14 protein-coding genes are annotated in these 18,241 nt (G+C 39.0%); 12 read left to right on the plus strand and 2 right to left on the minus strand.

Translation table 11 applies throughout. The annotated features are described in order from the left end of the window. Positions 1–191 precede the first annotated feature (191 nt). The 9 genes from EO117_RS01775 to EO117_RS01815 all read left to right on the plus strand — a co-directional run bounded on the left by EO117_RS01775 (position 192) and on the right by EO117_RS01815 (position 12,585). Entirely contained in the window at positions 192–470 is a 279-nt protein-coding gene (locus EO117_RS01775; protein WP_126938811.1) for a glutaredoxin, read from the plus strand. A 108-nt stretch (positions 471–578) separates the two neighbouring features. Continuing rightward, positions 579–1,199 (plus strand): 3'-5' exonuclease, encoded by a 621-nt coding sequence (locus EO117_RS01780; protein WP_126938812.1) that lies wholly within the window; start codon positions 579–581, stop codon positions 1,197–1,199. A 484-nt stretch (positions 1,200–1,683) separates the two neighbouring features. Further along, a complete protein-coding gene (gene galT, locus EO117_RS01785; protein ID WP_126938813.1) occupies positions 1,684–2,670 on the plus strand; it encodes a galactose-1-phosphate uridylyltransferase in 987 nt (328 codons plus the stop codon). Next, positions 2,663–3,817: a galactokinase gene (locus tag EO117_RS01790; RefSeq protein ID WP_126938814.1), complete on the plus strand. Its 1,155-nt coding sequence runs from the start codon at positions 2,663–2,665 to the stop codon at positions 3,815–3,817. The genes galT and EO117_RS01790 overlap by 8 nt, the downstream gene beginning before the upstream one ends. Before the next feature lie 13 nt (positions 3,818–3,830). Beyond that, positions 3,831–4,994 (plus strand): ROK family transcriptional regulator, encoded by a 1,164-nt coding sequence (locus EO117_RS01795; protein ID WP_240632557.1) that lies wholly within the window; start codon positions 3,831–3,833, stop codon positions 4,992–4,994. A 62-nt stretch (positions 4,995–5,056) separates the two neighbouring features. Continuing rightward, entirely contained in the window at positions 5,057–6,091 is a 1,035-nt protein-coding gene (locus EO117_RS01800) for a galactose ABC transporter substrate-binding protein (protein WP_126938816.1), read from the plus strand. Between the two features lie 59 nt (positions 6,092–6,150). Continuing rightward, complete coding sequence (locus EO117_RS01805; RefSeq protein WP_126938817.1) at positions 6,151–7,662, plus strand: sugar ABC transporter ATP-binding protein; 1,512 nt, start codon at positions 6,151–6,153, stop codon at positions 7,660–7,662. A 10-nt stretch (positions 7,663–7,672) separates the two neighbouring features. Next, on the plus strand, positions 7,673–8,680 hold the full coding sequence (mglC, locus tag EO117_RS01810) for a galactose/methyl galactoside ABC transporter permease MglC (RefSeq protein WP_126938818.1): 1,008 nt from the start codon (positions 7,673–7,675) through the stop codon (positions 8,678–8,680). A gap of 803 nt (positions 8,681–9,483) precedes the next feature. Next, positions 9,484–12,585: a YadA-like family protein gene (locus EO117_RS01815; RefSeq protein ID WP_164727462.1), complete on the plus strand. Its 3,102-nt coding sequence runs from the start codon at positions 9,484–9,486 to the stop codon at positions 12,583–12,585. A 280-nt stretch (positions 12,586–12,865) separates the two neighbouring features. Here EO117_RS01815 and EO117_RS01820 read toward each other — a convergent pair whose 3' ends face one another. Together EO117_RS01820 and menA are read right to left on the minus strand one after the other, a co-directional pair. Next, the gene (locus EO117_RS01820; RefSeq protein ID WP_126938820.1) at positions 12,866–13,687 is read right to left on the minus strand and encodes a MetQ/NlpA family ABC transporter substrate-binding protein; all 822 of its coding nucleotides are present in this window, start codon (positions 13,685–13,687) and stop codon (positions 12,866–12,868) included. A gap of 246 nt (positions 13,688–13,933) precedes the next feature. Continuing rightward, complete coding sequence (gene menA, locus EO117_RS01825) at positions 13,934–14,839, minus strand: 1,4-dihydroxy-2-naphthoate octaprenyltransferase (protein WP_126938821.1); 906 nt, start codon at positions 14,837–14,839, stop codon at positions 13,934–13,936. A 213-nt stretch (positions 14,840–15,052) separates the two neighbouring features. Between menA and EO117_RS01830 the strand changes: the two genes are divergently transcribed. The 3 genes from EO117_RS01830 to EO117_RS01840 are packed head-to-tail and all read left to right on the plus strand — an operon-like array spanning position 15,053 to position 18,239. Beyond that, on the plus strand, positions 15,053–16,510 hold the full coding sequence (locus EO117_RS01830) for a nicotinate phosphoribosyltransferase (RefSeq protein ID WP_126938822.1): 1,458 nt from the start codon (positions 15,053–15,055) through the stop codon (positions 16,508–16,510). A 12-nt stretch (positions 16,511–16,522) separates the two neighbouring features. Then, on the plus strand, positions 16,523–17,335 hold the full coding sequence (locus EO117_RS01835; protein WP_126938823.1) for a hypothetical protein: 813 nt from the start codon (positions 16,523–16,525) through the stop codon (positions 17,333–17,335). Positions 17,336–17,339: 4 nt separating this feature from the next. Continuing rightward, a complete protein-coding gene (locus EO117_RS01840; RefSeq protein WP_126938824.1) occupies positions 17,340–18,239 on the plus strand; it encodes a hypothetical protein in 900 nt (299 codons plus the stop codon). The last annotated feature ends 2 nt before the right edge of the window (positions 18,240–18,241 follow it).

Consider the following 18,241-nt stretch of genomic DNA (forward strand, 5'->3'; position numbering starts at 1 on the left):
TCTGTATATATAGATTGTACTATGCATTGACAAATTCATTTGTGTTTATACTATGACAATATCATATGTCGTTCATATCTTTTGACATACCAAGTAGGCGTATAGTTGTAACATGAATTTCCTTGTGGTATACTATCCTTATAATTGAATAAATTCGATATAATATATTGATTCCATGAAAGGAGTATACTATGAAAGAAATTTTAGGTTTCCATTTACATCATTGTCCATATTGTGCGAATGCGTTCCGTGCTATTGAAGAACTACAAGCAGAGAACCCTGCATTCAAAGATATCAAAATCAACTGGGTAGAAGATCAAGATGCGGTGGAATTGTTCAAAACACATCCATACGAGTACTATCCAAACTTATGGTTCGATTTGGACAAACAATATGAAGCACAACCTGGTGAAAGCTACGCACAAACAAAAGCTTTAATCAAAGCTGTGTTTGAGAAAGCGGTTCAATAATCGTTTTACTTTCATTAAAAATACTATATAATAAGAGCAGATGCTATGGATGCATCTGCTTTTTTCTTGAGATAGTCGCAGATTTTTTAGTTTGCGTAAGGAGGATATATGTTGAATTTTGTGGCCTTAGATTTTGAAACGGCTAATGAAAGTAAGAATAGCGCTATTTCCTTAGCGGTAGTAACCGTGGAAGATGGTCGAATTACGAAACGTGGCTATAGCTTAATCAAGCCACCAGTGATGCAGTTCAACCAAGAGTTTATCGGTATTCATGGTATTCAACCAGAAGAAGTGTTGAATAAACCTACTTTTGACCAATTGTGGCCGGCTATTTATAACAATCATTTAAAAGGAAAACTATTGGTGGCTCACAATGCAAAGTTTGATATCGACGTGTTGCGTGCTACATTGGACCACTACAATATTGAATGGCCGGATTTAGAATATACTTGCACCGTCCGTATTACACGAAAAGTATGGCCTGATTTGGTGAATCATAAATTGAATACCTTGGGTGGATTTTTAGGTATTAAATTTAACCATCACAATGCGCTGGATGACTCTGAAGTATGTGCGAAAGTAGCCATTGCAGCAGCAAAAGAAAAAGGGGTTGACTCCATGAGAGGCTTGTTACACTTAATCAATATGAAACCAGATTCCTTCATTACCGACGAACGACGTGCCCAAATGGAAGTCAAACAAAGCGGTACACAAGATACATTCTTCTAGTGAGTCGTAGTATCTACTAGGGCTTTTATAGGTAAGGTGGATTTTATGTAGGTGTTCATAGATACCTGTGTTCAATAGACCTATACATGGGCAAGAGTACTCCACATAGTTATTACATTTAGTCATACTAGCAGATACACTACATTAGCCCCACTTTCCCTAATAAGCCCCCATATGATTTACTCATAATCTATTGACTACTATAGCTTTATACAAATTAACACCGTAGTAATAAGAAACCGGTGCCATATTCCCCTGAATGAACATTCAGAATGCAGTGAGAGAAGGGGGATGTGGCGCCGGTTTTGTATCTTATAAGGGAAAATTTGTGATAAAAATCATGCTGCTCATCAGATTATGAGTAAATCATATAACTTATTATTTAATTAAGTATTGAAAAAAATGTTAAAATATGAAAGAATAGAACTATATAAAAATTATCTTTATTTATTAACATGATATAGCTATAGATTGGAGGTATTCCATGTCGGAATTACGATGGAATCCTTTATTGCGGACTTGGACAATGGTCGCTTCAAACCGAAAAGCACGCCCAACGATGCCGAAGGATTGGTGCCCGTTCTGTCCAGGTATTAATAAAAAAGTCCCAGCAGATTATGATGTGTTGAAGTATGATAACGATTTTCCAGCCTTAACGCAAACGCCAGAGGCTCCTTATGAAGATGGTAATGACTTTTACAAAAGCCAAGAAAACTATGGGAAATGTGAAGTTATCTTATATTCTCCAGAGCATACTGCTAAATTTTACGAATTATCGGAAGATCATATTGTTAAATTACTAAACCTTATTAAAGAGCGTCATAGTGAATTAGCAAAAGATGAAAAAATTAAATACATCTACCCTTTTGAAAATAAAGGGGAAGCTGTAGGTGTAACGATGCCACATCCACATGGTCAATTATATGGCTATTCCTTTGTGCCACAGAAGCTACAAGTGGAACTAGATAGTGCGAAAGATCATCATCATGAACATGGTGGATGCTTATTCTGTAAAATGAATCAAGTTGAGAAAGAAAAAGATGCTCGCATTGTGGGAGAAAATGACTCTTTCTTAGCTTATATTCCATTCTTTACAGATTATCCCTATGGTGTATTTGTCGTGCCAAAACGTCATATGAATTACATCACAGATTGTACTGAACAAGAAACCAAAGATTTGGCGCATATGTTAAAGACTTTAACAGAAGCCTTTGATCGTTTATTTGATATGCCATTCCCTTATATGATGGTATATCATCAAAATCCTGTAAATAGCCCTGAATATGCAGGACATGAAGAGTATTATCACTTTAATATTCAATTCTATCCTCCTTTCAGAGAAGCGAATAAAATTAAATACTATGCATCTTCTGAAATGGGTGCATGGGCAGCGGCGAATACAAGTGCTGTAGAAGAAACGGCACCAGAATTGCGCAAACTATATAGTGAGGTTGAACAAGAAAATGAATAAAGAAGAATTACAACAGCGTTTTCTGTCCTTCTTTGGAGAGGGTTCAGGAGATGTGCATTGTTATTTTGCTCCAGGCCGTGTCAATGTGATTGGTGAGCATCAAGACTATAATGGTGGTCATGTGTTCCCAGCCGCATTGAAAGTGGGTATTTACGGAGCGATTCGCTTGCGCGAAGATAGCAAGGTACGTTTACACTCTGATAATATGGAAAAGACTGTGGTGGTAGATGTCAATGAACCATTGCAATACAATTTAGAGCACGATTGGGCCAATTATCCGCTAGGTGTGATTCAATTTTTAAAAGATAAAGGTCACACAATGCCAGGTATGGATATTTATTTTAATGGTAATTTGCCAGCTGGTGCAGGCTTATCCTCTTCTGCTTGTATGCTAGACTTAACTGGTTATATGTTGCTTTCAGAGTTGGGAGTATCCCCAATTGACCGTACGGAATTGGCTAAAATGGCCATGCATGTAGAATACCACTTCGTAGGTGTAAAAGTGGGCATCATGGATATGTATGCTATTGCACATGGTAAAGAAGGGCATGGTGTTTTACTAGATTGCGCTCATATGGAACGAAAACTAGTTCCTTTGAACTGGCACGGACATACTCTCGTCATCATGAATACAAATAAACAAAGAGGTCTTGTGGATTCTAAATTTAATGAGCGCAAAGGTGAATGCGATGCAGCTCATGAAATTATCCGCAAACATAAGGATATCTCTGGATTGGCATTGGCTACACTGGATGATTTAGACTATATTTCCGATGATGTGTTGATGCGTCGAGCTCGTCACGTCATTACTGAAAATTTACGTGTTCTAGATTTTATGAAAGCTTTGGAAGCAGCTGATTTGATAGGTATTGCTCATTGCTTAAATGAATCTCATCGATCTTTACAGGTTGATTTTGAAGTAACAGGTAAAGAATTAGATACGATTGTTGATTTGGCGCGCTCCCAAGAAGGCTGTATTGCATCTCGTATGACGGGTGCAGGTTTCGGTGGTTGTGCTATTGCCCTTGTAAAAGATGAGCATATTGAGGCTTTTATGAGAGCTATTCCAGAAGAGTACGAGAAACAAATAGGTGTTATCCCTAGTCTATATATTGCTGATATTGGTGATGGGGTGTATTCGCTGTAAAGGAGATAGAATCATGATAAAGCCACAAATAAGCAATGATGAAATTATTTTGAATTACATCAGGCGTCATGGCCCCGTATCAAAGGCATTGATTGCAAGACAAACCAAAATAACGCCTCCCACAGTGACTAATATTTGCACGAATTTAATTCGGAAAGGGTTGGTCTATGAAGATCGACAAGAACGGTCTGCATTGGGACGCCCATCAATGTTGTTAGACTTTAATCATGATATTGAAACCTATCTTATCGTCCATGTAAGGACGCATGCCATTGTGTTTTATGTGACAACGGTAGGACGGCAAATTTTACATCAAAGAGAAACATCAATTATCGGTTGTACTTCTGATGAAATCATGCAACATATGTATCGTGGCATGCAGGATGTCTTCAAAGAAGGGTATACGATTAAAAGTATAGGACTCGTATTGCGAGGTCCTGTAGATTCGGGTAAAGGAATTTCCATCTATTCGCCTAATGGAAAATGGAATAATATTCCTTTCAAGTATATCTTAGAAGAGCGATTCCATGTGCCCGTCTATGTAGAAAATGATGTCCGTTGTTTATCGACGGGTGAATATTACTATGGCAGTGGTAAAGAGATGGATAACCTTATTGTTCTCAAATTTAGTTATGGACTTGGTATATCGTTGATTTATCACGGTGAACTCTATCGCGGTTTTAATGATAGTGCTGGTGAAATTGGATATGGTGTGATTCGATTGGATGAAGAGGGCAATGAAATGCGCTTGGAAGATATTGCATCGGAAACATCAATCCATACGTATGTGATGGAACAAATGGAAAAGGGCCGATACACATCGGTGCAAGATAATCCATTAGTTGTGAACAAAGCATTCCGTGTAGAGCCTATTTATGAGGCCGCAGTAGAGGGTGATGAAGTGTGTTTAGAGGCGCTTTCACGAGTGGGCCATTATTTAGGCATTGCCTTAGCTAATATAGCAAACTTATTTAATCCAGAGCGGATTATTTTGAGCAGTGCTATGGGCAATGCGGTAGGAGTAATGGACCCAATTCTCAGAAGTGTATTAGAACGCAATTCATATAAAGCACATACGATTAATATAGAATATTCTGGCAATGGTTCCTATTTTACATTGTTAGGGATGATTGATATTGTCAGTGCAAAACGAGCTGAAGAAGCTTGGTTACGGTAGGTACCACGACTAGAAAGACTAGTCTTATAGGTATATAGGATATCTAAAAGGAGGATATTATTATGAAACGATCTTGGAAAGCAGCGTTGCTTGCATCAGCAGCAGTAGGTGCACTTGTGTTAGGTGGTTGCGGAAGCGATCAAGGAGCAAGCGGTGAAAAACCTCAAATCGGGGTTGCTATTTACAAATTTGATGATACTTTCATGAGTGGCGTGCGTGCAGAAATTGATAAAGCTGCTAAAGACAAAGCGAAAGTGGATATCGTAGATAGCCAAAACTCTCAACCGACACAAAACGAAAAGATTGACTTATTCATTAATAAGAAATATAAAGCAATCAGCGTTAACGTAGTAGACCGTACAGCAGCAGGCGTTATTATCGATAAAGCAAAAGCAGCGAACATTCCATTGGTATTCTTGAACCGTGAACCATTGAAAGAAGATATGGCTAAATGGGATAAAGTATACTATGTAGGTGCGAAAGCTGAACAAAGTGGTGAAATGCAAGGTAAAATCTTAGCAGATTACTTCAAAAAACATCCTGAAGCATACCATAGCAAAGATGGTGTTATTCACTATGTTATGATTACTGGTGAACCAGGCCACCAAGATGCTGTGCTTCGTACACAATACTCTGTAGAATCCCTTAAAAAAGAAGGTATGAAAGTAGAAGAACTTGCTAGCGATACAGGTATGTGGGACCGCGTTAAAGGTCAAGAAAAAATGGCAGCTTTCTTGAGTCGTTACGGCGATAAAATCGATGCTGTAATCAGTAATAATGATGATATGGCATTGGGTGCTATTGAAGCGTTGAAAGCAGCAGGTTACTTCACAAATGGCAAATATATTCCAGTAGTAGGTGTTGACGCAACAACTCCAGCTGTACAAGCGTTGAAAGACGGCACTTTATTGGGTACAGTATTGAATAATGCTAAAAAACAAGGTCAAGCTGTGTTCAATCTTTCTTATGTCTTAGCTAAAGGCGAAACACCTAATAAAGATAATGTAGGGTTTGATATTGTTGATGGTAAATATATTTGGATACCTTATGAAATTGTAACAAAAGAAAATGCGGATAAAATTTTAGGTGACAGATAGGAAAATGCAGTAAGGGGGCATTCGCCCCCTTTATTGTCTGATTAATAGGAGGAAAATGTATGGGCGAGTACATATTAGAAATGCGCCAAATTACGAAGGAATTTCCTGGCGTAAAGGCCTTGGATAATGTCACTTTCAAAGTCCGACCAGGCACCGTACATGCTCTAATGGGAGAGAATGGCGCGGGGAAGTCTACTCTTATGAAATGCCTGTTCGGTATTTATAAGCCTGATCAAGGGGACGTGGTCATTGACGGTGAAGTGGTAGAAATGACAGATTCCCGAAAAGCTCTTGGACTCGGAATTTCCATGATTCACCAAGAGTTATATCCTGTATTACAACGTAATGTAATGGAAAATCTATGGTTAGGTCGATTCCCAACCAAAAAAATTGGTCCTTTTACATTTGTGGACCATAAAAAAATGAAAGAAGAGACACTAGCCTTGTTTGATGAAATCGATGTAGATATCGACCCAGAACAATTAGCTGGTGATTTATCTGTTTCTAAGCTACAAAATATTGAGATTGCAAAAGCGGTATCTCATCAATCTAGAATTATTGTTATGGATGAACCTACCTCTTCTCTAACGAGTGATGAAGTAGAGCATCTGTTCAAAATCATTAACTCCTTGCGTAAAAAAGGAGTTGCAATTATATATATTTCTCATAAAATGGAAGAAATCCTACGCATATCTGATGAAGTAACGATTATGCGTGATGGTCAATATATAGGCACATGGCATGCTGATGAATTAACGACAGATCTTATCATTCAAAGAATGGTAGGCCGTGAAATGACTCAGCTATTCCCAGAAAAAACAAATACTCCAAGTGAAGAAGTATTACGTGTAGAGCATTTAACATCTGTGAACCCACATTCCTTTAAAGATGTAACTTTCTCTTTAAAGAAAGGTGAAGTGTTAGGAATTGGTGGTCTTGTAGGGGCGCAGCGGACAGAAGTCGTGGAGGCTCTATTCGGCCTTCGTGGTATTGAATCCGGTAAAATTTACTTACATGATAAAGAAGTTCGTATACGTCATCCTCGAGATGCTAAGAAATTAGGTATGGCGTTGCTAACCGAGGAACGCCGTGCTACAGGGATTTTCCCAATGCTCACTATTGTGGATAACACAACAATGGCTGCATTGCCCAAATATGAAAATAAGTTCAAACTATTGAATGATGAAAGGCGACTAGACGATACAAAAGAAGGAGTAGCCTCTTTGCGAGTTAAAACTCCTTCTACAGATACAAAAATTCAAAGTCTTTCTGGAGGTAACCAACAAAAGGTGCTGATTGCCCGTTGGCTGAATACCAATCCAGAAATCCTATTGTTAGATGAACCGACACGGGGCATTGACGTAGGAGCGAAATACGAAATTTATTCCATTATTAATGAACTAGCCAGTGCAGGTAAAAGTATCGTTATGATTTCCTCAGAAATGCCTGAGTTATTAGGTATGAGTGATCGCATTATGGTTATGAGTAATGGTTATATGAGTGGCATCTTGGATGCCCATGAAGCGACAGAAGAAAAAATAATGGAACTAGCAACAGCTGGTTTAGTCTAGGAGGTATCGTATGAGCCAAGGTAAACTAGGAAAGTTTCTTTCCCAAAATATTATCTATTTGGTACTAGTAGTACTAGTAGCGGCTATTTCTATGTATAGCCCAAACTTTTTATCCGTTACAAGTTTTCGTGATATTTTAATTCAGTCTTCCCCACGTGTTATTATTGCCTTAGGGTCCGCTATGATTTTGATTACCGCAGGTTGTGACTTATCGGCAGGCCGTGTGGTTGGATTGACTGCAGTGGTATCTGCATCTTTAACACAGTTGCCAGATTATCCGCGTCCATTCTTTGAACATTTACCTGAACTGCCATTAATTCTACCAATTGTGATTGCTATCGTAGTTGGTGCTATCATCGGTTTAGTATCTGGTGTCATCGTAGCCTATCTAAAAATCGTACCATTTATTTCGACCCTTGGTACTATGGTTATTACCTACGGTATTTGTTCCTTGTACTTTGATATGGAGCCTAATAACTCCCAACCGATTGGTGGTTTACGTCCTGAATTTACACAAATTGGTACAGGTTCTTTAGATTTAGGATTTATGACGATCCCATACATTGTTATTATCGCTGCTATTATTTCTTTGATCATGTATGTGGTATATAACAAAACAATTCTTGGTAAAAACATGTTTGCTATCGGTGGTAATCCACAAGCAGCTGTGGTATCCGGTATCAATGTAGCCGTAACCTTGGTGATTATCTACGTTATCGCCGGTGCATTGTATGGCGTAGGTGGTATCTTGGAAGCAGCCCGTACTGGTGGTGCTACTAATAACTACGGTAACATGTACGAGTTAGATGCGATCGCAGCATCTGTTGTAGGTGGTGTATCCATTACTGGTGGTATCGGTACTGTACCTGGCATTATTGCTGGTGTACTAATCTTTACAGTTATTAACTATGGTTTAACATTTGTTGGTATGGGACCATATTGGCAATTGATTATTAAAGGATTAATCATTGTTGTAGCGGTTGCCTTCGACGTACGTAAATCTATGGCACGTAAATAATCGAATATTAAATTGACTAGCCCTCGGCTTTCACAGGATTGTGAAAGTCGGGGGTTTTGTGTTGCCCTCAATGCTGAGAGAATAACTTAAAACTTATGGAAGTATCTTGTGATGAGTTTTTGTAATACTTGATATTGTAGAATGTGTTTCAAATAAGTTATACAAAATGTATATAATCATATAAATGTAAATTATTATCCAAATGAAAAAGTTATACGAATTGTATATCATGTATTTCATAAATTTTATAAATTGTGAAAATATCTTTGTTTGGTGTAATTGGTTATGTGATAAATAGAAAAATAAAAAATAATTTTAAGAATAAAAATGAATAAATATTCAATCTTGAAAAATGCGGGGGGGGGTATTGTATACATTGTTTAAATATGTAATTATACCAATTTTGAATATCAAGATGATTTGCATTGAAAAAATCAAAAGTAGACTATATAATGAGGATGACAAAATTAAATATAGATACAGAAAAAAATGCAAGACCTTTATAAATTTATAAATATAAGCAAATCCATGTATTAACCGACTATAGCTTCATCACAGATCGAGTTATAGTCGGTTTTTTATAAAGGTATGTATGCAAAGAGTGTGTATATTATCTACTTGTGTATTGGTAGTATGGAATAAAGGAGAATGGAGATATGTCAGTCAATCATATGTATAAAGTCATTTGGGTCTAGCTTAGATGCCACACCAGTATTTGAAGTAATCGCTTTAGTTATGTTCAAGATGATATGTATAAGACCTAGCCGAGCAAGATGACTAGATCGGAAGATGAGGATAATAACATGAAGAAACAAAAAGTAGCAGTGTATGTAGCAAGTATGTTAGTGTTGGGAAGTCATGCAGTAGGTTATGCAGATGGCGATACGCATCCCTATGTGTTGGATGGTGGACAAGTGTCGGGGACGGATACTCATGCTATAGCTATTGGTAGTACATCCAGTGTGAATGGGGAATCTGCCGTGGCAATAGGAGATGCTTCTAAAGTGGAAGCTAATCAAGCTGTTGCTATAGGTAAAGACAGTAAGGCTACAGTAGATGGAGGCGTGGCCTTAGGGGTAGATTCTATTGCTGATAGAGCGGGGAACAGATCGTCTAACATTGGGTATAATCCCATGAGTAACGCACAATATAAAGTTGGGGAAGCCGGAGCAGATAATCCAAAACTTGAAGCTTTATATGAAGCTATTCGTCAAGCTAATTATAAAGTGTTACTAGCGGAAGAAGAAATTGAAAGGGCGAATGCAAGTCACAATGCTACAGTTATAGCGACTGCGAACACGCAGAAGGCAAAGGCAGATCAAGATTTGGTGGATGCTAAGAATGCTTATACAGCAGCGATAGAAGAAGCGAATAAAGCAGGAAATGATGCTATTAGTAGTGCTTGGAATGCCAGTGATGGAGCCGTATCTGTAGGAGGAACAAAAGATGGAAAACAACATACTCGTCAGATTATCAATGTAGCAGCTGGTTATGAAGATACAGATGCAGCTACAGTAGGACAATTACGAGTAGTTCGTAATCGGTTAGAACGAGAAAAACCACGTTATATTTCTATCAAAAGCCGAGACCTTGGTGTAGATAGCAATGAAAATAATAATGGTGCTACACAAGAGGGAGCGATCGCCATTGGCCCAAGAGCAAAATCAGAAAGTGAAAATGCCATTGCTATTGGGCGTAATGTACAAATCGGTCAAAACTCAAAAAATACAGTAGCTGTTGGTATTGGAATTAATAAGACGGGGACAAGAAGTGTAAACATTGGGGAAGGTACGATTACGTCAGGTGAAAATAGTACAGCTGTAGGTCAAGGTGCAAAAGCAGGGGATTCTGCGCTGGCTATCGGTGGTTCAGCTAAAGCTGAAAGTAAGAATAGTGTGGCAGTAGGTCGTACGGCTACAGTTGGAACTACTGCACTAGGAGCTACTGCGCTAGGTGACTCAGCAAACTCAGATGAAAGCCAGTCTATCAGTGTGGGATATAGTGCACATGCGTATCAATTTGGATCTATTGCTGTAGGCGCTCAAACAGAGACCCATGGAAATGGATCTATCGCTATTGGTCATAATAGTAAAGTCGGAGAAAGTGACACCCCAGCATACGCTGGAATCAGTATTGGGATGGATGCTAAAACAGTAGTTAGAACTGGTGTTGCCTTAGGTACAGGTTCTTATGCAGATCGGGCTGTAAATTCTACCTCTAATCGGGGGTATGATCCATCTTTACATGGACCTCACTTTGCCGATGCTACGGCAGAGGCAGCAGTAGAAAGGTTAGAACGCAGTAAATGGAAAGCCACTGACTCAGCCGTATCTGTAGGTGACAGTCGTACCGGTTATCATAAAACTCGTCAAATCATTAATGTGGCAGCTGGTGGAGAAGATACAGATGCAGTCAATGTAGCGCAGTTAAAAGCACTAGAAAAACGCAATACCATTTTGGCAGGTAATGATGTGCCGTTTAAGGCTGATGGTACTGTATCTGATGCTACACCGGATACACGCGTATATACGCCAGGGGATAAAGAAATTAAGATCCAAGGTAAGGCAAATACAGTGTATGGAGTGGCTCCACAAGCAGGTGCTAAAGCTCCTGATGGTAAAAGCGAGTATGCAGCGCCAACCTTATATAGCTCTGATAATTTAATTACCTATAAGGATCCAACTGACTCTATCTTGCGCATTGGCTTACTTAATACGCCAACTTTTACGGGTGTTAATTTTGCTAATCCTACTATGAATATTACCTTAGGTGGAAATGATAAAGGGCAATTGACGTTAACAACGGGTGGTAAAGGTGATGGTGCTACATCCACTACAAGCCCTGTATTGACAGTCGCTTCTTTAAAAGATGTATTAAAAGCTGAATCAGGTATTAAAATCACCGAAAAAGATGGAGGAGAATACGGTAAAACGTATACACTTAGCTTGAACAAGACTGAGTTGAAAGGAGACCCTGACTTCAAAGGAGATAAAGGGGATAAAGGAGACCAAGGAATTCAAGGTGAGAAAGGCGACACTGGTGCTACAGGAGCTAAGGGTGAAAAAGGTGAGACTGGAGCTACAGGACCAAAAGGTGAGAATGGTAAATCTGCTTATGAAGTATGGAAAACACAAGAAGGTCATGCAGGTAAGAGTGAGGCTGAATACTTAGCATCTCTTAAAGGCGATAAAGGTGAAACTGGAGCTACAGGAGCCAAAGGTGAAAAAGGTGAAACCGGAGCAGCAGGATCTAAAGGAGATAAAGGCGATACTGGTACAGCCGGTAAAGATGGATCTGTTGGTAAATCTGCTTATGAATACTGGAAAGAAATCAAAGGTAATGAAAATAAAACAGAAGATGATTTCCGAAAAGCTTTAGAAGGTGGAACCAAAATCAATACTCTAGAGCACGAAAAATTAGAGCGTCAAATCGGTGAACTCGGTAATGATCTACAAGAGTTGCGCAAGGAAAGCCGTAATGGTGATGCCTTAGGTGCTGCTTTATCTGCCCTAAAACCAATTCAATACGATCCACTAGAACCCACACAATTCATGGCTGGTATTGGACATTATAAAAATGTTAATGCCGTTGCTATCGGTATTGCGCATTATACGAAAGAATCTACTATGCTCCATGCTGGTATTTCCATGGTACGCGGTGCGACAATGATCAATGGTGGAGCTACATTCAAATTTGGCAATAGTCCAGAGAAAAAAGCGATACCAGAACGTTATCGTAATGGTCCTATTTCCTCTGTACTTGTGTTGCATGATGAAATGGTAGCTATGAAAGAAGCGTATGGCCGTGAGATTACGGTGTTGACACAGGAAAATAATAATTTACGACAAGACATTGCAGTATTGCAACAAGAAATGCAAGAATTGAGAGCTATGGTTCATAAATAATAAAAGGGTCCTTCGGGGCCCTTTTTTATTTTGAACAGGTATTTAAATCTATTATATATTGGGATAGTAGTATAGGTTACTTTTTTTCATATTTATATATGTTATTACTATTACTGGTTATGAAAGCTGATATAGTAAATTGCATTTATATTGTTTTATACATGACAAACAACAGAGGCAAGTTGAGCGAATCAACCTGCCTCTGTTGCTGTATGTTAAGTATGTATGATAGTTGTTAGTGTTTATTTTTATTTGGAGGAGTCTATTCTAAGCGGTTCTATTAGAATGCTGGAAGAATAGCACCTTTGTATTTGTCTTCAATGAATTTTTTGATTTCTGGGCTTTGTAGAGCTTTTACTAACTTTACGATTTCATCACGTTTTTCATCGCCTTCACGAACAGATACAATGTTTACATATGGGGAATCTTTAGATTCTAAGAATAATGCATCTTTAGTTGGGTTCAAGTTAGCACCTAATGCAAAGTTTGTGTTGATGACAGAAATTGTGGAATCATCTAAAGCACGAGGTAATTGAGCAGCCTCTAACTCAACAAATTTTAAATGTTTAGGGTTGTCTTTGATATCTTGTACTGTAGCAGAGATGCTGTTAGGATCATTTAATGTGATTAAACCAGCTTTGGAAAGCAATAGCAATGCACGACCACCATTTGTTGCATCAGATGGAATAGCTACTTGAGCACCATCTTCGATATCTTTTAAGTCTTTAATTTTTTTGGAATATACACCCATTGGTTCGATGTGTACTGCACCAGCTGTTGCAATGTGTGTACCTTTTTCTTTGTTGAAGTTTTCTTGGTAAGGAATGTGAGCGAAGAAGTTCGCATCAAGTTCTTTATCATTTAAGGCAACGTTTGGTTGTACGTAATCGCTGAATTCAACAATTTCCAATTTGATGCCCTCTTTAGCAAGGATTGGTTTTACTTGTTCTAAGATTTCAGCGTGTGGTACTGGGGAAGCACCAATTTTTAATGTTTTACTTGCGCTGGAGCTAGCGGAATCACTACCAGTGGAACCACAGCCACCTAATAACAAGGCAGCGCCTAATACAGCTGTTGCTGCTAAACCAAATAATTTCTTCATGTGTTATCTCCTTTTTTGTGTGTACTTACATAGTGAATTTCTACTTGCTTAGTATAACAAGAGTTTTGTTATAAGTAAAATATGTTATATATCTAAGCTGTTATAGTTATAGACTATGGATTATATAAATGCTACTATGAAAGTAATAAAAAACTCCCCTCATAGAGAATGCTAATTCGTAATGAGGGGAATCATTATTTTTATATCTGGGTACATATATGTATATCATAAAAATATATACTAGCATTATATAATTGTATTACATAGAAGCCCTATAGCCCACAAGAAATGGTACAAGGTACAAGCTATAGACGTAAATTTCATAGCTTCGTTTAAGCGTACTGAATCAGCATAGGTGTTAAAGATATGAATGACTTTCATAGCTGGTAGTAAAGATAGCAGAGCTAATAAAGATGACCAAGGAATGATGCCTAAGGTAGTCCATAGTACTACCCATAGAGAGCTAATGAGGAAAAGTGCTCGTAAGAGTTGAAGTCCTCTTTCACGACCTAAGAGAATGACTAAGGTGCGACGACCATGGTTAGCGTCGTTGGTGAAGTCTCGCAAATTGTTGGTCATCATAATGGCACCGATTAAGATGGTGGATGGCACTGCAGGAATGAGATAGGTCCACTGCAAGGTATAAGTCCATGCGTAGAGGGTAATGCCCACGATGGCAAAGCCCATGGCAAGGCCAGAGGCGAGCTCACCAAAAGGAGTGCGAGAAATGGGTTTAGGTCCGCCGGAATATAAAATACTAGTCATAATACAGAGCATACCCACAGGAATGTACCACCAAGTGATAGCATTAGCGAGGGCGATGCCTAGGATGAGTGGAAGTATAGTCGTGATGTACCCCCAACGTTTAATCACACTAGGGGCGATGCCATCACGGACGATGGAACCACTGTTTCCTGTAACTTGTGTGAGATCAAGACCTGATTTAAAGTCGAAATATTCATTCCAAATATTAGCGGCGATTTGTGCACTTAACACACAAATTAAAATACCTAGAGTATAGACTAAGGATAGCCAAATAGGTTGTACGGTTTTAAATTGCGTAGCCCCCATAGCAGCGCCTAAAACAACGGGGCTGAAAGCAGCCGTTAAGGTGCGGGGACGAATTAATGCAAAAAATTGTGACAGATTCATAGTCATCCTTTCATCATTAGGAGTTATATAATATATGGTATCATTCTAACTTAAATAAAAGATTATGACAAACTCTACGATAAAAAAAGAATTATACATGAAATGTATTAGTGGAGTATAATAGAAATAAGTAGACGATAGGCATATATTCAAACTGTCATAGAAAAGTGCTTAGTATATTATAGGGTGGACCTATAAGAATAGGAGTTATTCATGATTACACATGCTCTATTAACAGATATGTATCAATTTACCATGATGCAAGGTTTATTTGCACAAAACAAACATCGTACTCGTTGTGTGTTCGATCGCTTTTACCGAACAAATCCTTTTCAAGGAGCTTACACGGTGGTAGCCGGATTGGAACAAGTTATCGAGTATGTGAAAGGCTTGCGTTTCTCAGAGGAAGATATTACCTATTTACGTCAAACGGGTGTGTTTACAGAAGAGTTTTTGGAATATTTAACAACATTCCGTTTCACAGGGACAATCTATGCGGCACCCGAAGGATCGGTTGTATTCCCGGGAGAAGTATTACTTCGAGTAGAGACGGCCAAGGATGAGGCTATTTTAATGGAAACTGCCTTGTCGATGTTCTTGAATCATGAGTCTTTGATTGCTACAAAAGCTCGTCGTATTCGCTCCGTCATCGGTAAGGATGGGGTAGCAGAGTTTGGCATGCGAAGGGCCCAGGGGGTGAGCGCTGCTGTGCAAGGTGCTAGAGCGGCTTTCATAGGTGGATTCGATAGTACGAGTGATGTATACAGTGCTGCTTTGTATGGCATGCGACCAGTGGGAACCATGGCACATAGTTGGGTCATGAGTTTTCCTACTGAAATTGATGCGTTCCGTGCCTATGCAGACCAATATGCAGATAACTTAGTATTTTTAGTGGATACCTATAATACATTACATAAAGGGGTACCTGCAGCCATCCAAGTGTTCCAAGAAATTCGTGAACGTCGAGGAGGCACGATGCCGTCTGTGTATGGCATTCGTTTGGACAGTGGTGATTTAGCGTATTTATCCATTGAGGCACGTAAGATGCTAGATGAGGCGGGGTTCCCAGAGGCATTAATTTTTGCCACCAATGATCTCGATGAATATAAAATTGCGGATTTGAAACAGCAAGGGGCTGCCATTACTGCTTGGGGTGTGGGAACTAAACTGATTACTGCTGATGAAACACCAGCTTTAGGTGGTGTATACAAATTAGCAGGTCAATGGGAAGGTGACACCTTTATGCCAGCTATGAAATTCTCCGATAATATTGAAAAAGTGACAAACCCTGGCAAGAAAAAAGTATTACGTTTCATTAATGTACGAAATAACAAGCTCATTGGCGATTTAATTTGTTTGGACTATGAAACAGTGGACAGCACACAGGACTATGTGTTTAAAAATCCATTGCACCCATGGAAACAAACTGTGCTCAAGGCCAATACGTTCAGAGTACAAGAACTATTAGTACCTATCTTTGTAGATGGAGAGTTAGTGTACGATGTACCAACCTTGGCACAAGTGAAAGCCTATGGAGAAGAGCAAATTCAATTGCTATGGCCGGAATTTTTACGACTTCGTCGAGCACCAGAGGTGAAAGTCAACATCAGCGAAGAATTGCATCAGTTGAAATCTAAATTATTGTTGGAAAAAGTAGGGGACCCTAGTTAGGAAGGAGTTATTATGAATTGGAAATGTATGATGGCTAGTGTAGCGTTAGTAGGGACGATGCTTTCAGGACATGCAGCATCGATTACATTAGATGGGCAAGGTAGTGTAGAGTTACCTAGCTATGTTTCAGTAGTTAACCATGATGATCTCATTGACGGTGGTTTAAAAAAAGAAGATACGGTTCGTAAGGTAAGTTCTAATCATTGGCATATAGATGAAACAGAGGCTAAGGTGCTAGATACAATTGTCAAAAACGTAATGCAACGTGGTCAACGTTATCAGTTACAAGGGCGTGATGAGCGGGGTTTACATACGGCAGGGCTAGTACACCTTCATATGACAGGTGCGGAAGCGGCCGAAGTATGGAAGATTAAATATAAAGGAACTACGATAGCGCCACAATCTGTAGGAGACATATTATATAATAAAACAGTGAAAGAAGTACAAAATATTGGACTTTACAATGTGGATCTTATGAGAGGAAAGCGGTTAGAAAAGAATGGCGCCGCTTTAGCTCCCTTCGTTATAAGTACTAAGCCAGAGTTCAGTAGTACTGAGATTTTGAGAGCCGTATTACCACTTGTCAACGTAAGATTTCTGGATGGAGAGATGATGAAACCTGTGCGCCTACAAGGTGATAAGGGATTGTATACGCATGGTAGAGTACAATTAGATGTAGATGGATTTGTGTTACCTGCGTATATTAGTTTTGTAGGACGGTATGGTCAAGATGGGGTATCTATCACATGGATCACAACGGCTGATACATCGAGAGCCTATTGGAATCCTGTTATCAAGAGTCTGTTAGGTGTGAAGGGAGAATAAGTCAATGAAATTTTGGAAACAAACGGGACTGGCTGTCATAGTGGCTAGCCTTATGATGGGCTACGGACAAGTGTCAGCACAAGTACATGATGATACTTATAGTACAATAGCTAGTACTAAGCCAATGGCAAAGGGGAAAGTAGGAGTTCCTTCGGGTACTATCTTAGATGCCGAGAAAAAACGTCAAACTGGGGATGAAATCATGGCAGAGTTCGATGCGATGCTAGAACAGAATCCATTGACTGATTTGCGTCAAACCGTAGGACCAGAGATTACCATTAAGCAATTGTCTTCTTCAAAGTTAGCAGAGGTAGGAAAAGGGTATGTGTATGCCAACCTAGGTAAAGTGAGTACTACAGTTGGTGTGGTAAAGGACTATACGGGACTGAAGAACATGAAAGAGGGACTTAAGCTAGGACATTATATGGATGTTTATGAATTACAAGGGGCTGATCAATATGGTTTAAATACAGCTTGGGTAATGGTATTCCCATTACCTAAAGAGTTGCTTGTGAGCTCACGAAGGTCGCAATCATATGGAAAAGAGGGACTTTCATCAACAGAAATGGATAGAATTACTCGTGATGCAAACGACTTATTAAACCATTTTAATATTCATATTGCAGAAGACAGAGATATTGATTATTCTCAGAATAAAATTCCAGCAAAGATACGATTACGCAATGTAGAACCATTACATACCTTAACAGATGCTAAATATGGTACGATGACAACAGCGGGAAATATGACCTATGATATAAAAGGAGTTCAATATCCTGGATATCTGCGGTTAGCTATAGTGGGAACGCCACAGTATTTGACAACGATTGTGATGGGAACTAGTGAAGTGGAAGGTACATTCTTTAAGCCATACTTCCTACACATGTTACAACATATCAAGTAAGC

The sequence above is a fragment of the Veillonella sp. VA142 genome (assembly GCF_003992135.1).
Classification (GTDB): domain Bacteria; phylum Bacillota; class Negativicutes; order Veillonellales; family Veillonellaceae; genus F0422.

Bases quoted from the DNA above. Each gene is read 5' to 3' on its own strand.
- mglC (WP_126938818.1), top strand. From the start codon at position 7,673: ATGAGCCAAGGTAAACTAGGAAAGTTTCTTTCCCAAAATATTATCTAT.
- menA (WP_126938821.1), bottom strand. From the start codon at position 14,839: ATGAATCTGTCACAATTTTTTGCATTAATTCGTCCCCGCACCTTAACG.
- EO117_RS01840 (WP_126938824.1), top strand. From the start codon at position 17,340: ATGAAATTTTGGAAACAAACGGGACTGGCTGTCATAGTGGCTAGCCTT.
- EO117_RS01820 (WP_126938820.1), bottom strand. From the start codon at position 13,687: ATGAAGAAATTATTTGGTTTAGCAGCAACAGCTGTATTAGGCGCTGCC.
- EO117_RS01805 (WP_126938817.1), top strand. From the start codon at position 6,151: ATGGGCGAGTACATATTAGAAATGCGCCAAATTACGAAGGAATTTCCT.
- EO117_RS01800 (WP_126938816.1), top strand. From the start codon at position 5,057: ATGAAACGATCTTGGAAAGCAGCGTTGCTTGCATCAGCAGCAGTAGGT.
- EO117_RS01795 (WP_240632557.1), top strand. From the start codon at position 3,831: ATGATAAAGCCACAAATAAGCAATGATGAAATTATTTTGAATTACATC.
- EO117_RS01835 (WP_126938823.1), top strand. From the start codon at position 16,523: ATGAATTGGAAATGTATGATGGCTAGTGTAGCGTTAGTAGGGACGATG.
- EO117_RS01815 (WP_164727462.1), top strand. From the start codon at position 9,484: ATGAAGAAACAAAAAGTAGCAGTGTATGTAGCAAGTATGTTAGTGTTG.
- EO117_RS01790 (WP_126938814.1), top strand. From the start codon at position 2,663: ATGAATAAAGAAGAATTACAACAGCGTTTTCTGTCCTTCTTTGGAGAG.
- galT (WP_126938813.1), top strand. From the start codon at position 1,684: ATGTCGGAATTACGATGGAATCCTTTATTGCGGACTTGGACAATGGTC.
- EO117_RS01830 (WP_126938822.1), top strand. From the start codon at position 15,053: ATGATTACACATGCTCTATTAACAGATATGTATCAATTTACCATGATG.
- EO117_RS01775 (WP_126938811.1), top strand. From the start codon at position 192: ATGAAAGAAATTTTAGGTTTCCATTTACATCATTGTCCATATTGTGCG.
- EO117_RS01780 (WP_126938812.1), top strand. From the start codon at position 579: ATGTTGAATTTTGTGGCCTTAGATTTTGAAACGGCTAATGAAAGTAAG.